14 protein-coding genes are annotated in these 13,852 nt (G+C 59.9%); 9 read left to right on the top strand and 5 right to left on the bottom strand.

The annotated features are described in order from the left end of the window. The first annotated feature begins 184 nt into the window (after positions 1 to 184). From GOW40_RS09240 to GOW40_RS09230, 3 genes are read left to right on the top strand one after another with little or no spacing between them, the layout of a single operon-like run. On the top strand, positions 185 to 1,651 hold the full coding sequence (locus GOW40_RS09240; protein WP_171129861.1) for a leucyl aminopeptidase: 1,467 nt from the start codon (positions 185 to 187) through the stop codon (positions 1,649 to 1,651). A gap of 6 nt (positions 1,652 to 1,657) precedes the next feature. Continuing rightward, positions 1,658 to 2,116, top strand: a complete 459-nt coding sequence (locus GOW40_RS09235) for a DNA polymerase III subunit chi (protein WP_171129859.1) — start codon at positions 1,658 to 1,660, stop codon at positions 2,114 to 2,116. 34 nt (positions 2,117 to 2,150) lie between these two features. Continuing rightward, the gene (locus GOW40_RS09230; RefSeq protein WP_171136435.1) at positions 2,151 to 3,197 is read left to right on the top strand and encodes an aldo/keto reductase; all 1,047 of its coding nucleotides are present in this window, start codon (positions 2,151 to 2,153) and stop codon (positions 3,195 to 3,197) included. 279 nt (positions 3,198 to 3,476) lie between these two features. Here GOW40_RS09230 and GOW40_RS09225 read toward each other — a convergent pair whose 3' ends face one another. Beyond that, positions 3,477 to 4,304: a transporter gene (locus GOW40_RS09225; RefSeq protein WP_171129854.1), complete on the bottom strand. Its 828-nt coding sequence runs from the start codon at positions 4,302 to 4,304 to the stop codon at positions 3,477 to 3,479. 407 nt (positions 4,305 to 4,711) lie between these two features. Then, on the bottom strand, positions 4,712 to 5,698 hold the full coding sequence (locus GOW40_RS09220) for a GlxA family transcriptional regulator (protein ID WP_171129852.1): 987 nt from the start codon (positions 5,696 to 5,698) through the stop codon (positions 4,712 to 4,714). A 132-nt stretch (positions 5,699 to 5,830) separates the two neighbouring features. On the opposite strand from GOW40_RS09220, the gene GOW40_RS09215 reads away from it, so the two are divergent. The 3 genes from GOW40_RS09215 to GOW40_RS09205 all read left to right on the top strand — a co-directional run bounded on the left by GOW40_RS09215 (position 5,831) and on the right by GOW40_RS09205 (position 9,085). Then, positions 5,831 to 6,748, top strand: a complete 918-nt coding sequence (locus GOW40_RS09215) for a 3-keto-5-aminohexanoate cleavage protein (RefSeq protein ID WP_171129850.1) — start codon at positions 5,831 to 5,833, stop codon at positions 6,746 to 6,748. Between the two features lie 118 nt (positions 6,749 to 6,866). After that, positions 6,867 to 8,330 (top strand): carnitine 3-dehydrogenase, encoded by a 1,464-nt coding sequence (locus GOW40_RS09210; RefSeq protein WP_171129848.1) that lies wholly within the window; start codon positions 6,867 to 6,869, stop codon positions 8,328 to 8,330. After that, positions 8,327 to 9,085 (top strand): SDR family oxidoreductase, encoded by a 759-nt coding sequence (locus GOW40_RS09205; protein WP_171129846.1) that lies wholly within the window; start codon positions 8,327 to 8,329, stop codon positions 9,083 to 9,085. Before GOW40_RS09210 ends, GOW40_RS09205 begins: the two co-directional genes overlap by 4 nt. Here GOW40_RS09205 and GOW40_RS09200 read toward each other — a convergent pair whose 3' ends face one another. Both GOW40_RS09200 and GOW40_RS09195 read right to left on the bottom strand, forming a co-directional pair. Beyond that, entirely contained in the window at positions 9,086 to 9,268 is a 183-nt protein-coding gene (locus tag GOW40_RS09200; protein ID WP_171099500.1) for a hypothetical protein, read from the bottom strand. A gap of 83 nt (positions 9,269 to 9,351) precedes the next feature. Further along, the gene (locus GOW40_RS09195) at positions 9,352 to 10,215 is read right to left on the bottom strand and encodes a helix-turn-helix domain-containing protein (RefSeq protein WP_171129844.1); all 864 of its coding nucleotides are present in this window, start codon (positions 10,213 to 10,215) and stop codon (positions 9,352 to 9,354) included. A gap of 107 nt (positions 10,216 to 10,322) precedes the next feature. Between GOW40_RS09195 and GOW40_RS09190 the strand changes: the two genes are divergently transcribed. The 3 genes from GOW40_RS09190 to GOW40_RS09180 are packed head-to-tail and all read left to right on the top strand — an operon-like array spanning position 10,323 to position 12,327. Then, positions 10,323 to 10,526: a DUF2061 domain-containing protein gene (locus GOW40_RS09190; protein WP_171099495.1), complete on the top strand. Its 204-nt coding sequence runs from the start codon at positions 10,323 to 10,325 to the stop codon at positions 10,524 to 10,526. After that, entirely contained in the window at positions 10,519 to 11,403 is an 885-nt protein-coding gene (locus GOW40_RS09185) for a fatty acid desaturase (RefSeq protein WP_171129842.1), read from the top strand. The genes GOW40_RS09190 and GOW40_RS09185 overlap by 8 nt, the downstream gene beginning before the upstream one ends. Before the next feature lie 21 nt (positions 11,404 to 11,424). Then, the gene (locus GOW40_RS09180) at positions 11,425 to 12,327 is read left to right on the top strand and encodes an EamA family transporter (RefSeq protein ID WP_171129841.1); all 903 of its coding nucleotides are present in this window, start codon (positions 11,425 to 11,427) and stop codon (positions 12,325 to 12,327) included. Here the strand turns inward: GOW40_RS09180 and GOW40_RS09175 are convergent. Further along, a complete protein-coding gene (locus GOW40_RS09175; RefSeq protein ID WP_171099490.1) occupies positions 12,324 to 13,673 on the bottom strand; it encodes a DEAD/DEAH box helicase in 1,350 nt (449 codons plus the stop codon). The two genes, GOW40_RS09180 and GOW40_RS09175, sit on opposite strands and share 4 nt — an antisense overlap. Positions 13,674 to 13,852: the final 179 nt, after the last annotated feature.

The following is a 13,852-nucleotide window of genomic DNA, read 5'->3' as shown; positions in this document are numbered from 1 at the left end:
GACGGCACATGCGTAACGCATAAGGCCTTATGCCTGCCCCAAACTTGCACTGAGAATTTCCCCCGAACCTGCCGAATTGTTTTCCGGCGACCTTACTGCAAATGCTGATCGGGGAAAACTGCTATCTGGTCAACTGCGATCGCGCGAGCTAGGTCTTAGGCAATTCAATTCTCAGGAGCACCTCATGAGCCTTTTGCCCGCCGTGACTTTTCAACCCGTTGATCTGGACCTGATCGCCAAAGCCGAAGGGCATGTGGCTGTCATCGTGACCGAAGACGGGAAAATGGGGCCAGCGGCGCGCCGGGCCAATCGCCTGACCCGAGGGGCCGTGGCCCGGCTGCTGGAAAGCGAGGCGTTTGAGAAAGTGAAAACCGGGCAAGTAGTCACAATGGCATGGCCTAGCGGGCTGGCAGCCGAGGCATTGCAACTGCTGGTTCTGTCGCGGCGTCCTGAGCCCATCGAAGCCCGCAAGATCGGGGCCAAGCTGGCCAAGCTTGCAGGTGGGAAACCGGTTCTGGTGTCAGCGGACAGTCAGAACCGGGTCGAAGAACTGGCACTTGGCGTTGTTTTGCGTAGCTATGATTTCGACGCGCACAGGACCAAGCAAGCTGATCCTCTGGGTGCTGTCACCATCTGCCACAACAAATCCGATGAAGCCGAGGCCGCCTTTGCACCGCTTTATGCCGTCGCCGATGGCGTGCGGATGACACGTGATCTGACCAATGAGCCTGCCAACGTTCTGACCACCACCGAATTCGCTGACCGCCTGGCCGAGATGAAAGCGCTTGGCCTTGAGGTTGAGGTTCTAGAAGAAGATCAACTGGCTGAACTGGGCATGCGCACCTTGTTGAGCGTGGGGCAGGGCTCGGTCAGCCCGTCCAAGGTCGTGGTGATGCAGTGGAACGGTGGCGCAAAGGGTGACGCCCCATTGGCTTTGGTCGGCAAAGGCGTGGTGTTCGACACTGGCGGGATCTCGCTGAAACCGGCGGGCGGCATGGAAGACATGACCATGGACATGGGCGGTGCCGGTGTTGTGGCCGGAGCCATGCGCGCGCTGGCCAAGCGCAAGGCCAAGGCAAATGTGGTGGGGCTGGTGGGCCTTGTTGAGAACATGCCCTCGGGCAATGCGACCCGTCCGGGCGACGTTGTGACCTCGATGAAAGGTGACACGGTCGAGATCATCAATACCGATGCCGAGGGCCGCTTGGTTCTGTGTGACGTGATGTGGTACGCGCAGGAACGTTTCAGCCCGGTCGGCATGATCGATCTTGCCACTCTGACGGGCGCGATCATCATCGGCCTCGGCCATGAAAACGCGGGCGTCTTCTCGAACAACGACACGTTTTGCGAGGCCTTCCTCAAGGCCGCCAAAGCCGAAGACGAAGGCGCGTGGCGGATGCCCTTGGGTGCGAAATATGACGAACAGCTGAAGTCGCGTATCGCGGATATGAAAAATGTGGGCGGTCGCCCCGCAGGCTCGATCACCGCGGCGCAGTTCCTGCAACGCTTTGTAAAAGAGGATACGCCCTGGATCCATCTGGACATCGCCGGTGTTGCCTCGGTCGCGGCTGAGACATCCTACGCCCCCAAAGGGGCGACCGGTTGGGGCGTGCGTGCGCTCAGCCGGTTTGTGCAGGACAATTTCGAGTAAGACACCATGGGCGCCGTCTATTTCTATCACCTGACCCAGCAGCCGCTGGAGCGCACTTTGCCGGTATTGCTGGACAAGGCGCGGCAAGCCGGGTGGCGGATCGCGGTGCGCGGCACCGATCCCGCGCGAATGGACTGGCTGGACGAAAAGCTGTGGCTGGGGGCAGAGGACGGTTTTCTGCCCCATGGTCGCGCCGGTGGGCCGCATGATGCAGAGCAGCCGGTCTTGCTGACCACCGAAACGCAATCTGCCAACGGCGCGGTCTGTGTGATGGCAGTGGATGGCGCGCCGGTCGAGGCCGATGAGGTCTCGGCGCTGGAGCGCGTCTGCATCCTGTTTGACGGTACAGACGAGCGCGCGGTGCAGCACGCACGCGGACAGTGGAAAACGCTGACCGGCGCAGGGTGTTCAGCGCAATATTGGTCAGAGGAAACAGGGCGCTGGGAAAAGAAGGCCGAGGCCTGAACGCGGCCCGCGTAGATATGCAGGAGAATTTCAGATGCAAATGAAACCCTTGGGGCGCACCGGAATTTCGGTGTCGGATATGTGCCTTGGCACCATGACCTTTGGCACGCAGACATCCCAGGCTGAAGCCCATCGTCAGATGGATATGGCGCTGGATGCTGGCATCAATTTCGTTGACGCGGCCGAGATGTATCCGGTGAACCCTGTGTCAAAAGAGACGGTGGGGCTGACCGAAGAGATCCTGGGAAACTGGAACGCGGCCAATGCGGCACGGCGCGGTGATTATGTGCTGGCCACCAAACATTCGGGCGAAGGCTTCATGCATGTCCGCGATGGTGCGCCGATCTCGGACGAAACGATTGCTGAGGCGGTCGAAGGCTCTTTGCGCCGTCTGAAGACCGATTGCATCGATCTCTATCAATTCCACTGGCCCAATCGCGGCAGTTACATGTTCCGGCAAAACTGGGGCTATGATCCATCAGGCGGGGATCGCGCGGCGGTAATTGCGGATATGCAAGCCTGTCTCGAAGCGCTGCAAGCGCAGGTGGACAAGGGCAATATCCGTGCCTTCGGCCTGTCAAACGAAAGCGCCTGGGGCACAGCGCAATGGCTGCGCCTGTCAGAGGAGACGGGCACACCGCGCGTGGCCTCGATCCAGAACGAGTATTCGCTGATGTGCCGCCTGTTCGATACGGATCTGGCCGAGCTGTGCGTTTATGAAGATGTAGGCCTTCTGGCCTTCTCACCTCTTGCGGCTGGGTTCCTGTCGGGCAAGTACCAAGGCGGCGCCGTACCCGACGGCTCGCGCATGTCACTGGTGCCCGGCATGGGCGGGCGCAACTCGGACCGTGTGCTGGAGGCGGTTGCCGCCTATCTCGACGTGGCCAATCGGCACGGTCTGGATCCGGTGCACATGGCCCTAGCCTGGTGCCGCACCCGCCCGTTCATGGGCTCGGTCATCTTTGGGGCCACCACAGAGGTACAGCTTGCGCATATCCTGAACGGTCTGGACCTTGAGCTGTCACAAGAGGTGATGGACGACATAGATGCGGCCCATAAGGCCTTTCCAATGCCGTTCTGAGGCGTGTTGAGCTAAGGGAAACAGGCCTCAATCGCGAGTCAATTCCGCACCTTTCGGCCATTTCGGGCCATTGGGTCGTGGTGCGGCGAAATCAAACTATGAGCCCAATGTGAAATTTGCTGCGGATTGAATGAACGGCAGAAATCTGCGGCGAAGCGGCCCTTTGACTATTCACTTCTTCGTGCCGAGTGCGTGTAGAGTAAATATCTTATTCGATTTACCTGGGCTGATAGACGGGGTCGCGACGCTGATCGTCAGGATTCCGATTTTTGGAAGCGATTATTTTGGAAACAAAAATGTCAGTTGCAGCCGCACGCCCCAGCCTTCCGGCCCGCCATCCGAACTTTCGGCCCAGTAGCGGAGCCCGCCCCCAACACTCACCAGCTGCCCGCCGATTTGCGTAACCTTGGACGCAATCACATTCACCGGGACGGACCATTGCTCGCTCTCCCAGTCATAGGTGGACTCGCTATTGATCGTGAACGACCACGCTGTAGGCGTCGTGTAGGAAAGAAAGGGCTGAACGAAAGTCTGACTGATATCCATGTCGCCGCCAATGTCCCATACATGGTTGGCCAGTCCGCCATAGGTCCACGGGCCTTGCTGGCGCAGGGCGACGCCTGTCGCACCCGCCCCCCACTCACCTGCACCCAGAGTGTCATCCGTCGATGTCGGTAGTAGCAAGACCGGTCCGGCGCCCCAAATCCATCCTCCGGATGTCGGCTGCTTCGGCGAAAAGAAAAAGCTCTGAACCGTGTCCCCTAAACCCGTTTCACTGCTCGACCCAGGAAGTATGCCCTCCGTAGAAATAACCGGCAAGATCGTGCGCGAAATCAAGTTCCAGTTGCCGCCGAGACTGATCGGGACGACAGGCTGGATGTTGAGTGTCCATCTTGAGCCGCTGTCGTCCACGCCGATGTTTTCGTCGTAGTTCAATTGAAACGGCACACTGATAAGGTCGGCGACTGGGTTCGACAGTTGTTTGGCCAATTCTTCCGCACCAGCGGCTTGAGCGCGCACATTTTGGGAAGAGATGAGAAAGGCCGCCAATGAGGCAGCGCTCAGCCGTTTTAGATTTGGGGACTTAATGGTGATTCTCTTTTGCATAAAAGCTATCTTAAGACACAGAACCGGCACTGTCTTTTGACTATACCTTCGGCGTTAGGTTCCTTATCTTCTGGCGTGCCGGGTTGGGTTTCCTTGAACCGCATGCAGCTCACTACAAACTTCGGTCTTGCTTTCTGAATATCACGATCTTGAAAGTCCGGGAATCTCGTGGGAGCAGACCTTCGTGCTCGACAGCCATACGGCAGAAAAGTCCCGCATTTTAGATATCCGTAACCGCGTAGCGAAGGTAAGCAAATTGGCGCGGTTGGTTGCCCGTTCTGTGCCGCTACCCAGGTTTTGGGGATGCTTCGACACGCAAGCTCAAGGCGAAAGGGGCGCTGCCTCCACTTGGTCCGTTGGGCCAATTCGCCTCCGGGATATTTAGGGCCCGATGAGGCCTGACCCGATCAGTGCGGGGTTGGCGTGGCGCGTTCTTGTCTGAGGTCACGGGCCGAGAGGCCGTGGGCGGTGCGGAAGGCGCGGGCGAAGCTGGATTGTGAGGCAAAGCCGGTGGCCAGCGCCACCTCCATCAGCGGGGTGTCGGTATCGGTGACCAGACGCCGGGCTTCGGCCAGGCGCAGGTGCAGGTAATGATCTTGCGGTGTGGTGTTCAGGCGCAGGCGGAACTGTTGTTGCAGGGTGCGCGGGCTGGTGCCCAGGGTCTCGGCGATTTCAGCCAGAGGCAGGGGCTCGTCGAGCGAGGCTTCCATCAACGCGTTGGCTTTGGCGGTCAGGGCCGTGTGGCGATGCGGGGCTCCGGTGCGGCTTTGCGGTTTGGTGGGCGCGGGCGCGCCATCATAGAGGAACAGGCCCGAGACGCGGGCAGCGAACCCTGCGCCGTGGCGAGCGGCGATGATGTGAAGCATCATCTCAACCGCCGGGATCGCACCGCCCGAGGTCAGGCGCTGGTCGGACACGGTGAAACGGTCGGGGCGCACGTCAACCTCGGGGAAGCGGACGGCGAAATTGTCGAGGTCTTCCCAATGGGTTGTGGCCGCGTGGCCGTTCAGCAGACCCGCCTCGGCCAGCAGCCAGGGGCCGCCGTCGATACCGGCCAATGTGGCGCCTGTGCCTGCGATGCGGCGCAGGCCTGCCAGCAGGCTGGGCGTGGCGTGGCGGGCCAGTTGAAACCCGGCGACGACAATCATCAGGTCGCAGCTTTGCAGCCGTGCCAGCGGGATGCCCGGCACCGTCAGCGCGCTGGTAAGCGTCGCCGGAGCGCCCGTGGCGGTCACGTAGTCCCAGTCAAACGCCGGGCGATCCGCCAGCCTATTGGCCGCGCGCATCGGATCGACGGCCGAGGCAAAGCTGAGTGTGTTGCAGTCATCCAGCACCAAAACCGCCGTTTTCAGGGCGCGATGTTCGGGCTGGAGGATGTTTTTTGCGGATTTCATCAAGTCTGATTCGCATTCTGGCAAGTGTTGCCCCAAGGCTGCGCCAGACTCGCGTGTAAGTGCAAATCGATTGCCGGGGAAAAGCCTGGGGAAAACCCAAGGCAAAACCGGGTATAAGCTGGGGAAAACGCCATGCCACTGGAAATGAACCGTGAGGTCTTTATCACCTGCGCCGTCACCGGCTCGGGCGGAACACAGGATCGCAGCCCACACGTGCCACGCTCACCGGCGCAGATTGCCCAAAGCGCCATTGCCGCGGCAAAGGCGGGTGCGGCGGTGGTGCATTGCCATGTGCGCGACCCTGAAAGTGGTGCGCCGAGCCGCCGGTTGGATCTGTACCGCGAGGTGACGGACCGGATTCGCGAGGCCGAGGTTGATGTCGTGCTGAACCTAACCGCCGGGATGGGCGGAGATATGGTGTTTGGCCCGACCGAAGCTCCGCTTCCGTTGCGTGAGGATGGCACCGACATGATCGGGGCAGCGGCGCGGGTAGAGCATGTGGCGGAATGTCTGCCCGAGATCTGCACGCTGGATTGCGGCACGATGAACTTTGCCGAAGCCGATTACGTGATGACCAACACGCCCGGCATGTTGCAGGCGATGGGGCGGATGATGACACATCTGGGCGTGAAGCCCGAGATCGAGGCCTTTGACACCGGTCATCTGTGGTACGCCAAGCAATTGGTGAAGGACGGCGTGCTGGACAGCCCGGCTTTGGTGCAGCTCTGCATGGGAGTGCCGTGGGGCGCGCCGGATGATCTGAACACCTTTATGGCGATGGTGAACAACGTGCCCGATGACTGGACATTCAGTGCGTTTTCGCTGGGTCGAAGCCAGATGGCCTATGTGGCCGCAGCAGTGCTGGCGGGGGGTAATGTGCGCGTCGGGCTGGAGGATAATCTGTGGCTGGACAAGGGCGTGCTGGCCGAGAACTGGCAATTGGTCGAACGCGCCGGGACCATCATCGAGAATATGGGCGCGCGGGTGATCGGGCCGCAGGAGGTGCGGGAAAAGCTGGGGCTGGTGAAACGCGCGCCGGTGGCGAAGTAAGCGAAACATAGGGGCCGCGACCGACCCTGGGTGGGTGCGAATGCGCCCTCCCGGGGGGAGGGTCGGGCGCGGCCCGGTCCGCTTTGCGTACCGAGCATGGAAAGTTTGAGGATATCACATGAAAACAGCAGCGATCATCGGCGGTGGTGTAATCGGCGGCGGGTGGGCTGCTCGGTTTTTGCTCAATGGTTGGGATGTGCGGGTGTTTGACCCGGACCCCGAGGCAGAGCGCAAGATTGGTGAGGTTCTGGATAATGCCCGGCGGTCTCTGCCCGGGTTGAGCGATGTGCCGTTGCCGCCTGAGGGCGCGCTGAGTTTTCATGAGGAGATGGCCGAGGCCGTGCAGGGGGCTTCGTGGATTCAGGAAAGCGTGCCGGAGCGGCTGGACCTGAAACAGAAGGTCTACAGGGGTTTGCAGGAGGCGTGTGATCCAGCCGCGATCATCGGGTCTTCGACCAGTGGGTTCAAACCGTCCGAGTTGCAGGAGGGGTCGCTACGCCCCGCGCAGATTGTGGTGACGCACCCGTTCAACCCGGTCTACCTGTTGCCGCTGATCGAACTGGTGCCAACCGATCAAAACCCGCCCGAGATGATTGCGCGTGCGCAGGAGCTGCTGAAATCACTTGGCTTCTTCCCGCTGCATGTGAAGAAAGAGATCGACGCGCATATCGCCGACCGCTTTCTTGAGGCCGTCTGGCGAGAGGCTTTGTGGCTGGTCAAGGACGGCATCGCCACCACCGAAGAGATTGACGAGGCGATCCGTATGGGGTTCGGCATTCGCTGGGCTCAGATGGGGCTGTTCGAGACCTATCGCGTGGCCGGGGGCGAGGCCGGGATGCGGCATTTCATGGCGCAATTCGGCCCGGCGCTAAAGTGGCCGTGGACGAAGCTGATGGATGTGCCCGAGTTTACCGATGAGCTGGTTGACTTGATCGCCGATCAGTCGGACGCACAATCGGGGATGCACTCGATCCGCGAACTTGAACGCATCCGCGACAACAATCTGGTCGGGATGATGCGCGCGCTCAAGGCTCAGAACTGGGGCGCGGGCGCGGTGCTGAACCAGCATGATGCGACGCTGAAACCGGGCGCTTTGCCGACGCTGGACCAGGCGGATCTGAGCCAGCCGATCCTGACGCTGTCGCGGGCGGTTCCTTTGGATTGGGCGGATTACAACGGCCATATGAACGAGGCGAAATACCTGGAGGCCTTCTCTGCGGCGAGTGACCGGTTCATGGAGGTGATTGGCTGCGATAGCGACTATATCCGGTCGGGCGGCAGCTATTTCACCGCCGAAAACCATCTCCGTTATGTGCAAGAGGCACATGCCGGGGACCGGATCGACATAAGAACGCAGATGCTGCTGGGGCAGGGCAAAAAACTGCACGTTTTTCACAGCATGTACCATCGCGAAACCCTATTGGCGACGGCCGAGAGTTTCATGCTGCATGTCAGTCTTGAAACCCGTCGCCCATGCCCGCCTTCGACCGAGATTCAGTTGGCGTTGACGAGGATCGCCAAGACTCAGGCCGGTCTGCCTTACCCTGAAGGGGCAGGGGCGGCCATTCGGAAACCTGCATGACCGGGCGTGTTTTGGTGACGGCTGGGGCTTCGGGTGTTGGCCGGGCCATGGCAGAGGCCTTTGATCGCGCGGGCTATGACGTCTGGGTCAGCGATATCGATCCTGCGGCACTTGCTGCGGTTCCCGGTCATTGGTACGCGCACCATGCCGATGTCAGTGACGAAACCCAGATGCGCGCCCTGTTCGATGCGATCAGAGCAGCGGGCGGGCTGGACGTGCTGTGCGCCAATGCCGGGATCGCAGGGCCAACTGACGCGATTGAAGATATCGATCTGAACGCGTGGCGCACCTGTGTGTCAGTCAATCTGGACGGAGCATTTCTGGCCGCGAAGTACGCGACGCCGCTGATGAAAGTCGCCGGGTCTGGCAGCATCATATTGACCTCATCAACCGCAGGGCAGCACGGCTATCCCTTCCGCGCGCCCTATGCCGCTGCGAAATGGGCGGTGATTGGATTGATGAAGACATTGGCGATGGAGCTTGGACCGCATGGCATCCGCGTCAACGCGATCTGCCCCGGTGCTGTCGAAGGTCCACGGATGGAGGGCGTGCTGACCCGTGAAGCAGCGGCAAAAGGGATGACCCGGGATCAGGTCTATCACGGCTATGCCTCAGGCACTGCGATGGGGCGCTTTGTCGAAGCGCATGATATCGCAAATATGGCAGTTTTTCTGGCCTCGGATGCAGCACGGCTGGTTTCGGGCCAGGTGATTGCAGTTGACGGGTTCACCGTGAATCCGGACCCGAAGCTTTAGCTATCCTTGATTTGGTCCGCGGATCTGCCGGATTGCGCGCCGTACAGCTTGCCAGTTCTGCGCCTGATCAGTGTCTCCAGCGTCGTGACTTTCGCGTTCTTTTTGGGCAGCTTCTGCTTCGGCCTTGTCACCATGTGCTGCAAAAAGGGCCCGGGCGTATTCTGCGGTTCTGAGAGCGTCCATTGCCATCCTCCTTCCAAGGTGAAGTGACGTGTCAGTGGTTCGCGCACATCAAGTATAGCGCAAAAAGGCACCAACCGCACGTTTCAGGCGACGATTTGAGAACGCAGCTCTTGCAGATGCGCAGGAAATTCTCGGGCGGTCAGGCTTGCCTCACGCACCAAGTGGTCGAAATGTCGGGTAAACAGCTCGATCCTGTCCCGGTCGCGAAAAGCCATATAGTGGCTGCCAGCATAAAAGACGCAAAGTTGCGGACCAAACAGTGTGAACGGCGCGGAATAAAGCCGCTTGGCGTCAAACAGGTAGATCCGCAGGCGCGGATAGAGTTGGTCGCACAGGGCAAGCAGGTGGTCGATCTGCTCCAGCCGGGCTTGGAGCGGTAGCGTTTCGTAATACCCCGTTCCGAGGGCACAGCTGCGGATCTCGAATAATGGCATTGCGATTTCGTAGTCGGATTGCGCCTCTCTCATCCACTTCAACCGATCCTCGGATGCTCCGATCGCCTGATCGGCTGTGCGACCCAGGTGCGGCGCGTATTCCCATTCCAACACCGCGCGCGTCTTGAGCATGTCGGGCAGGGTCGCCGGGACATAGCGAATTTTGTAGCCGGCAGCCATCTTGTGCCATTCGAAAATACGTTCATCCACCAATGCGCGGGGGGCCTCGGTCATGGTCAGGGAGCTGGCCAGCAGCTCAGCCGCGCTTTCGGGTCGGTCCGAAAGGCTCAGCAGCCAATCTGCGGACACACCCAAGGCCGAAGCGCAACTGCCGACCACATGAGCATTGGGCAAGCGCGCGCCCGCGTCGGTCAAAAGCTGCGACACGGTCGAACGGTCCACGCCGATATCACGCGCCAGCGCGCTTTGGCTGATCTGACGCTCCTCCATCGCCTGGGCCAAGCGCAGACGAAATTGGGCAGCGCGGTCTCGTTTGTCTAGTTTATCCAGCATGCGATGACAAATATCACATTTGATGAATTTTGTTAATTGTATTCAGAATTTCCACCCGGCGGCTGATCACGTAGCTGTGAAGACATAACAAAAACTAGGGTGACGGAATGGAAACACGACGCAGATCAGTCGTGAAAGCAATGCTGTGGAATGCGATGGGCCTGATTGTCATGTCGGGTGTCGGGTTGGTCACTACCGGCTCGTTGGCATTGGGTGGGACATTGGCCGTGGCGAACACCGTCATTGGCTTGGCGATGTACGTGACCTATGAACGGATTTGGGCCGGTATTGCCTGGGGCAGACATGCCTGAGCGCGCAGGGTCCGAATGGGGCACATTTGCACTGATCCTGGGCTGCTATGCGTCATGGTTGATCACCATCTTCCTGCTGCCGCTCTGGTTGGCGATACCGGTAATGGCACTTGTGGCCGCGCTGCATTCATCGCTGACGCATGAGGCGTTACACGGGCACCCGTTTCAGCAGAACTGGCTCAACGAGGCGCTCATGGCACTGCCCTTGACGCTGTTCATTCCCTATGGCCGCTTTCGCGATCTGCATCTGGCGCATCATCAGGATGCAACGCTGACCGATCCCTATGATGATCCCGAATCCAACTATATGGACCCAAAGATCTGGGTCGGTTTGCCGCGAGCGGTGCAGATGATTTGCGGGATCAACAACACGCTTTTGGGGCGCATGTTGATTGGTCCCACCATCGGGCAGGCGCTGTTTCTACGCGACGAATTACGCGGGATCAGGCGTGGCGACCGAGCGATCCTGCTGGCCTGGGCGCTACATCTGCCGGGGGTCGTCGCTGTTCTTTGGATCGTTTCGCTTTCGCCGATGCCGGTCTGGGGCTTTGTTCTGTCAGCCTATATTGGCCTCGGACTGGTCAAGATCCGCACGTTTCTGGAACATCGTGCGCACGAAAAATCTCGTGCCCGAACGGTGATCATCGAAGACAGGGGGCCGCTGGCTTTTCTGTTTCTCAACAACAATCTGCACGTCGTTCATCACATGAACCCACAGGCGCCGTGGTACCAATTGCCTAGCCTCTACGCGCAGGGCAAAGACAGGTATCTGGCCTGCAATGAGGCCTATGTCTACCGGTCTTACAGCGACGTGTTTCGCAAATACCTGCTGAAGGCCAAAGACCCGGTGCCGCATCCGCTCTGGCCAAAGCAATAATTTCCCGACACAAGGGAGCCCATGAGTTTATGGGTTCCCGTCACACTCGCAGCCGCCGGATTTCAAACCGTGCGCTTCATGCTGCAGAAATCGCTGAGCACAACGCGGCTGACCGCAGCAGGGGCCACCTTCGCGCGCTTTGCCTATTCTCTGCCGCTGGCGCTTTTGGCGCTGGTTCTGGCCCTGCAATTCAGCGGTCTGCCCTTGCCGGAGCTAAGCGCGGGGTTTTGGCTGTTTGCTGTGGCGGGTGGGACGTCGCAAATCCTTGCCACGATTTGTGTTGTGGCCCTGTTCAAACAGCGCAATTTTGCCGTCGGCATCACCTTCAAAAAGACCGAGGTCATCCAGACCGCCATTGTCGGCTTTCTGGTGCTGGGCGATCAGGTGTCTTCAGGCGCTTTGGTGGCGATCCTTCTGGGGCTGGCAGCGGTTTTGCTGCTGTCCAAACCCCCTGAGGGTCAGGGCGCGTGGTGGCAGCACCTGACCAATCGTGCCTCAAAGCTGGGTCTGGGGTCGGGGGTGCTGTTTGCAGTGTCCTCGGTCAGCTATCGCGGGGCGTCTTTGCAGCTTGGTGATATCGACGCCTGGTTTCGTGCCCTCGTTACGCTGGCGGCTGTGGTCAGCTTTCAGTTCATCAGCATGGCGCTGTGGCTCTTGTGGCGTGACCGGGCCGAGTTGCGCGCGGTTTGGGAGACCCGGAACACCGGCGTCTTTGTCGGGCTGACCAGCCTGTGCGGATCATTTTGCTGGTTCTTCGCTTTCACCCTGCAAAATGCTGCCTATGTCAAAGCGCTGGGACAGGTTGAACTGATCCTCAGCCTGCTGGCCTCGATCCTGTTTTTCCGCGAGACGATCACACGGCGCGAGATTGCCGGGATGACACTTTTGGGGATTTCGATCCTGGCGCTGGTGCTGGCGATCTAGCTGGCGCGACGCTCATCAAAGCTGAGCGCTATGAAGCTGGGCAGGTGATCTCCCATCCCGACGACAGCCGGGCCAGAGTCGTCCCGCCGGCCACGTCCCTTTTTGCTTTCGCCCTTCTTGCCGTCGCTTTTCTTGCGCTCGGGCTTTTTGGCGTCGGCCTGCTTTTCGGGCTTGGCTTTCTCGGGCTTGGGCTCGTCCTTGACCGGGTTATCGAGACGCGGGATTTCCTTTTGGATCAGCTTTTCAATCGCATCCAAGGCTTTTTCATCACGACCCGAACAAATGGTCACCGCCTTGCCTTCACGTCCGGCACGACCTGTGCGGCCAATCCGGTGAACATAGTCTTCGGCATGTCCCGGGACGTCGAAGTTGAACACGTGGCTGACGGAGGGAATATCCAGTCCGCGTGCAGCCACATCCGAGGCGACCAACAGGCGCAGTGATCCATCACGGAAGCCGTCCAGTGTTTTCATCCGCTGCGACTGGTCCAGATCGCCGTGGATGGCAGCGGCGTTATAGCCATATTTCTTCAGCGATTTCGCGCAGATATCCACATCGGTCTTGCGGTTGCAGAAGATGATCGCGTTGGTGCATTTTTCACCTTCTGCATCAATCAGCGCCCGCAGAACCTTGCGTTTGGCGCTGGCCTCGCGGTCGCGGCGACCGCCTTTGAACATGACAACGCCCTGTTCGATAGTCTCGGACGCGGTGGCCTGACGCGCGACTTCAATCCGAGCAGGGGCCGACAGGAAGGTGTCAGTGATCCGCTCGATCTCGGACGCCATGGTGGCCGAGAAGAACAGGGTCTGGCGGGTGAAAGGCGTGAGCGAGAAGATGCGTTCGATATCGGGGATAAAGCCCATATCCAGCATCCGGTCGGCTTCATCCACCACCATGATCTGAACACCGGTCAGCAACAGCTTGCCGCGCTCAAAATGGTCCAGCAGGCGACCTGGGGTTGCAATCAGTACATCGACGCCGCGATCAATCAGCGCCTCTTGCTCTTTAAAGCTGACCCCGCCGATCAGCAGCGCTTTGGTCAGTTTCAGGTGCTTGGTATAGGTGTCGAAGTTTTCGGCCACCTGCGCCGCCAGTTCCCGCGTCGGGCACAGGACCAGCGAGCGCGGCATCCGCGCCCGGGCACGGCCACGCGCCAGCAAGGTGATCATCGGCAGGGTGAAACTGGCGGTTTTGCCAGTCCCTGTCTGCGCAATGCCCAGAACGTCGCGCCCTTCCAGAGCGGGCGGTATCGCACCTTCCTGGATCGGGGTGGGGGTTTCGTATCCGGCTTCCTCAATGGCTTTGAGGACCTTCGGGTTCAGGTTCAGTTCGTTAAACTTTGTCATGTATGTCCGGTTAATGCGGACACTTGACCTGGCCCGCGCGTCTGAAAACTGCCGGGCCCGGATGGCCATGCGCGTCATGCGCATTTCGGCTTTGGCGGGGCATAACAAAATCGTGCGGCAGGGTCAAATCAAGAGCGTGAAGCCAAGGCAAAGGTGAAGGATCTTTCGGGTTTTTGCGC

This window comes from Ruegeria sp. HKCCA6707 (genome assembly GCF_013033515.1).
Classification (GTDB): domain Bacteria; phylum Pseudomonadota; class Alphaproteobacteria; order Rhodobacterales; family Rhodobacteraceae; genus Ruegeria.
This window is presented reverse-complemented; position numbering and strand designations above follow the sequence as displayed.

What these genes read in the sequence shown, in the direction of transcription:
- GOW40_RS09240 (WP_171129861.1), top strand. Translation starts at nt 185, where the DNA reads ATGAGCCTTTTGCCCGCCGTGACTTTTCAACCCGTTGATCTGGACCTG.
- GOW40_RS09235 (WP_171129859.1), top strand. Translation starts at nt 1,658, where the DNA reads ATGGGCGCCGTCTATTTCTATCACCTGACCCAGCAGCCGCTGGAGCGC.
- GOW40_RS09230 (WP_171136435.1), top strand. Translation starts at nt 2,151, where the DNA reads ATGCAAATGAAACCCTTGGGGCGCACCGGAATTTCGGTGTCGGATATG.
- GOW40_RS09225 (WP_171129854.1), bottom strand. Translation starts at nt 4,304, where the DNA reads ATGCAAAAGAGAATCACCATTAAGTCCCCAAATCTAAAACGGCTGAGC.
- GOW40_RS09220 (WP_171129852.1), bottom strand. Translation starts at nt 5,698, where the DNA reads ATGAAATCCGCAAAAAACATCCTCCAGCCCGAACATCGCGCCCTGAAA.
- GOW40_RS09215 (WP_171129850.1), top strand. Translation starts at nt 5,831, where the DNA reads ATGCCACTGGAAATGAACCGTGAGGTCTTTATCACCTGCGCCGTCACC.
- GOW40_RS09210 (WP_171129848.1), top strand. Translation starts at nt 6,867, where the DNA reads ATGAAAACAGCAGCGATCATCGGCGGTGGTGTAATCGGCGGCGGGTGG.
- GOW40_RS09205 (WP_171129846.1), top strand. Translation starts at nt 8,327, where the DNA reads ATGACCGGGCGTGTTTTGGTGACGGCTGGGGCTTCGGGTGTTGGCCGG.
- GOW40_RS09200 (WP_171099500.1), bottom strand. Translation starts at nt 9,268, where the DNA reads ATGGACGCTCTCAGAACCGCAGAATACGCCCGGGCCCTTTTTGCAGCA.
- GOW40_RS09195 (WP_171129844.1), bottom strand. Translation starts at nt 10,215, where the DNA reads ATGCTGGATAAACTAGACAAACGAGACCGCGCTGCCCAATTTCGTCTG.
- GOW40_RS09190 (WP_171099495.1), top strand. Translation starts at nt 10,323, where the DNA reads ATGGAAACACGACGCAGATCAGTCGTGAAAGCAATGCTGTGGAATGCG.
- GOW40_RS09185 (WP_171129842.1), top strand. Translation starts at nt 10,519, where the DNA reads ATGCCTGAGCGCGCAGGGTCCGAATGGGGCACATTTGCACTGATCCTG.
- GOW40_RS09180 (WP_171129841.1), top strand. Translation starts at nt 11,425, where the DNA reads ATGAGTTTATGGGTTCCCGTCACACTCGCAGCCGCCGGATTTCAAACC.
- GOW40_RS09175 (WP_171099490.1), bottom strand. Translation starts at nt 13,673, where the DNA reads ATGACAAAGTTTAACGAACTGAACCTGAACCCGAAGGTCCTCAAAGCC.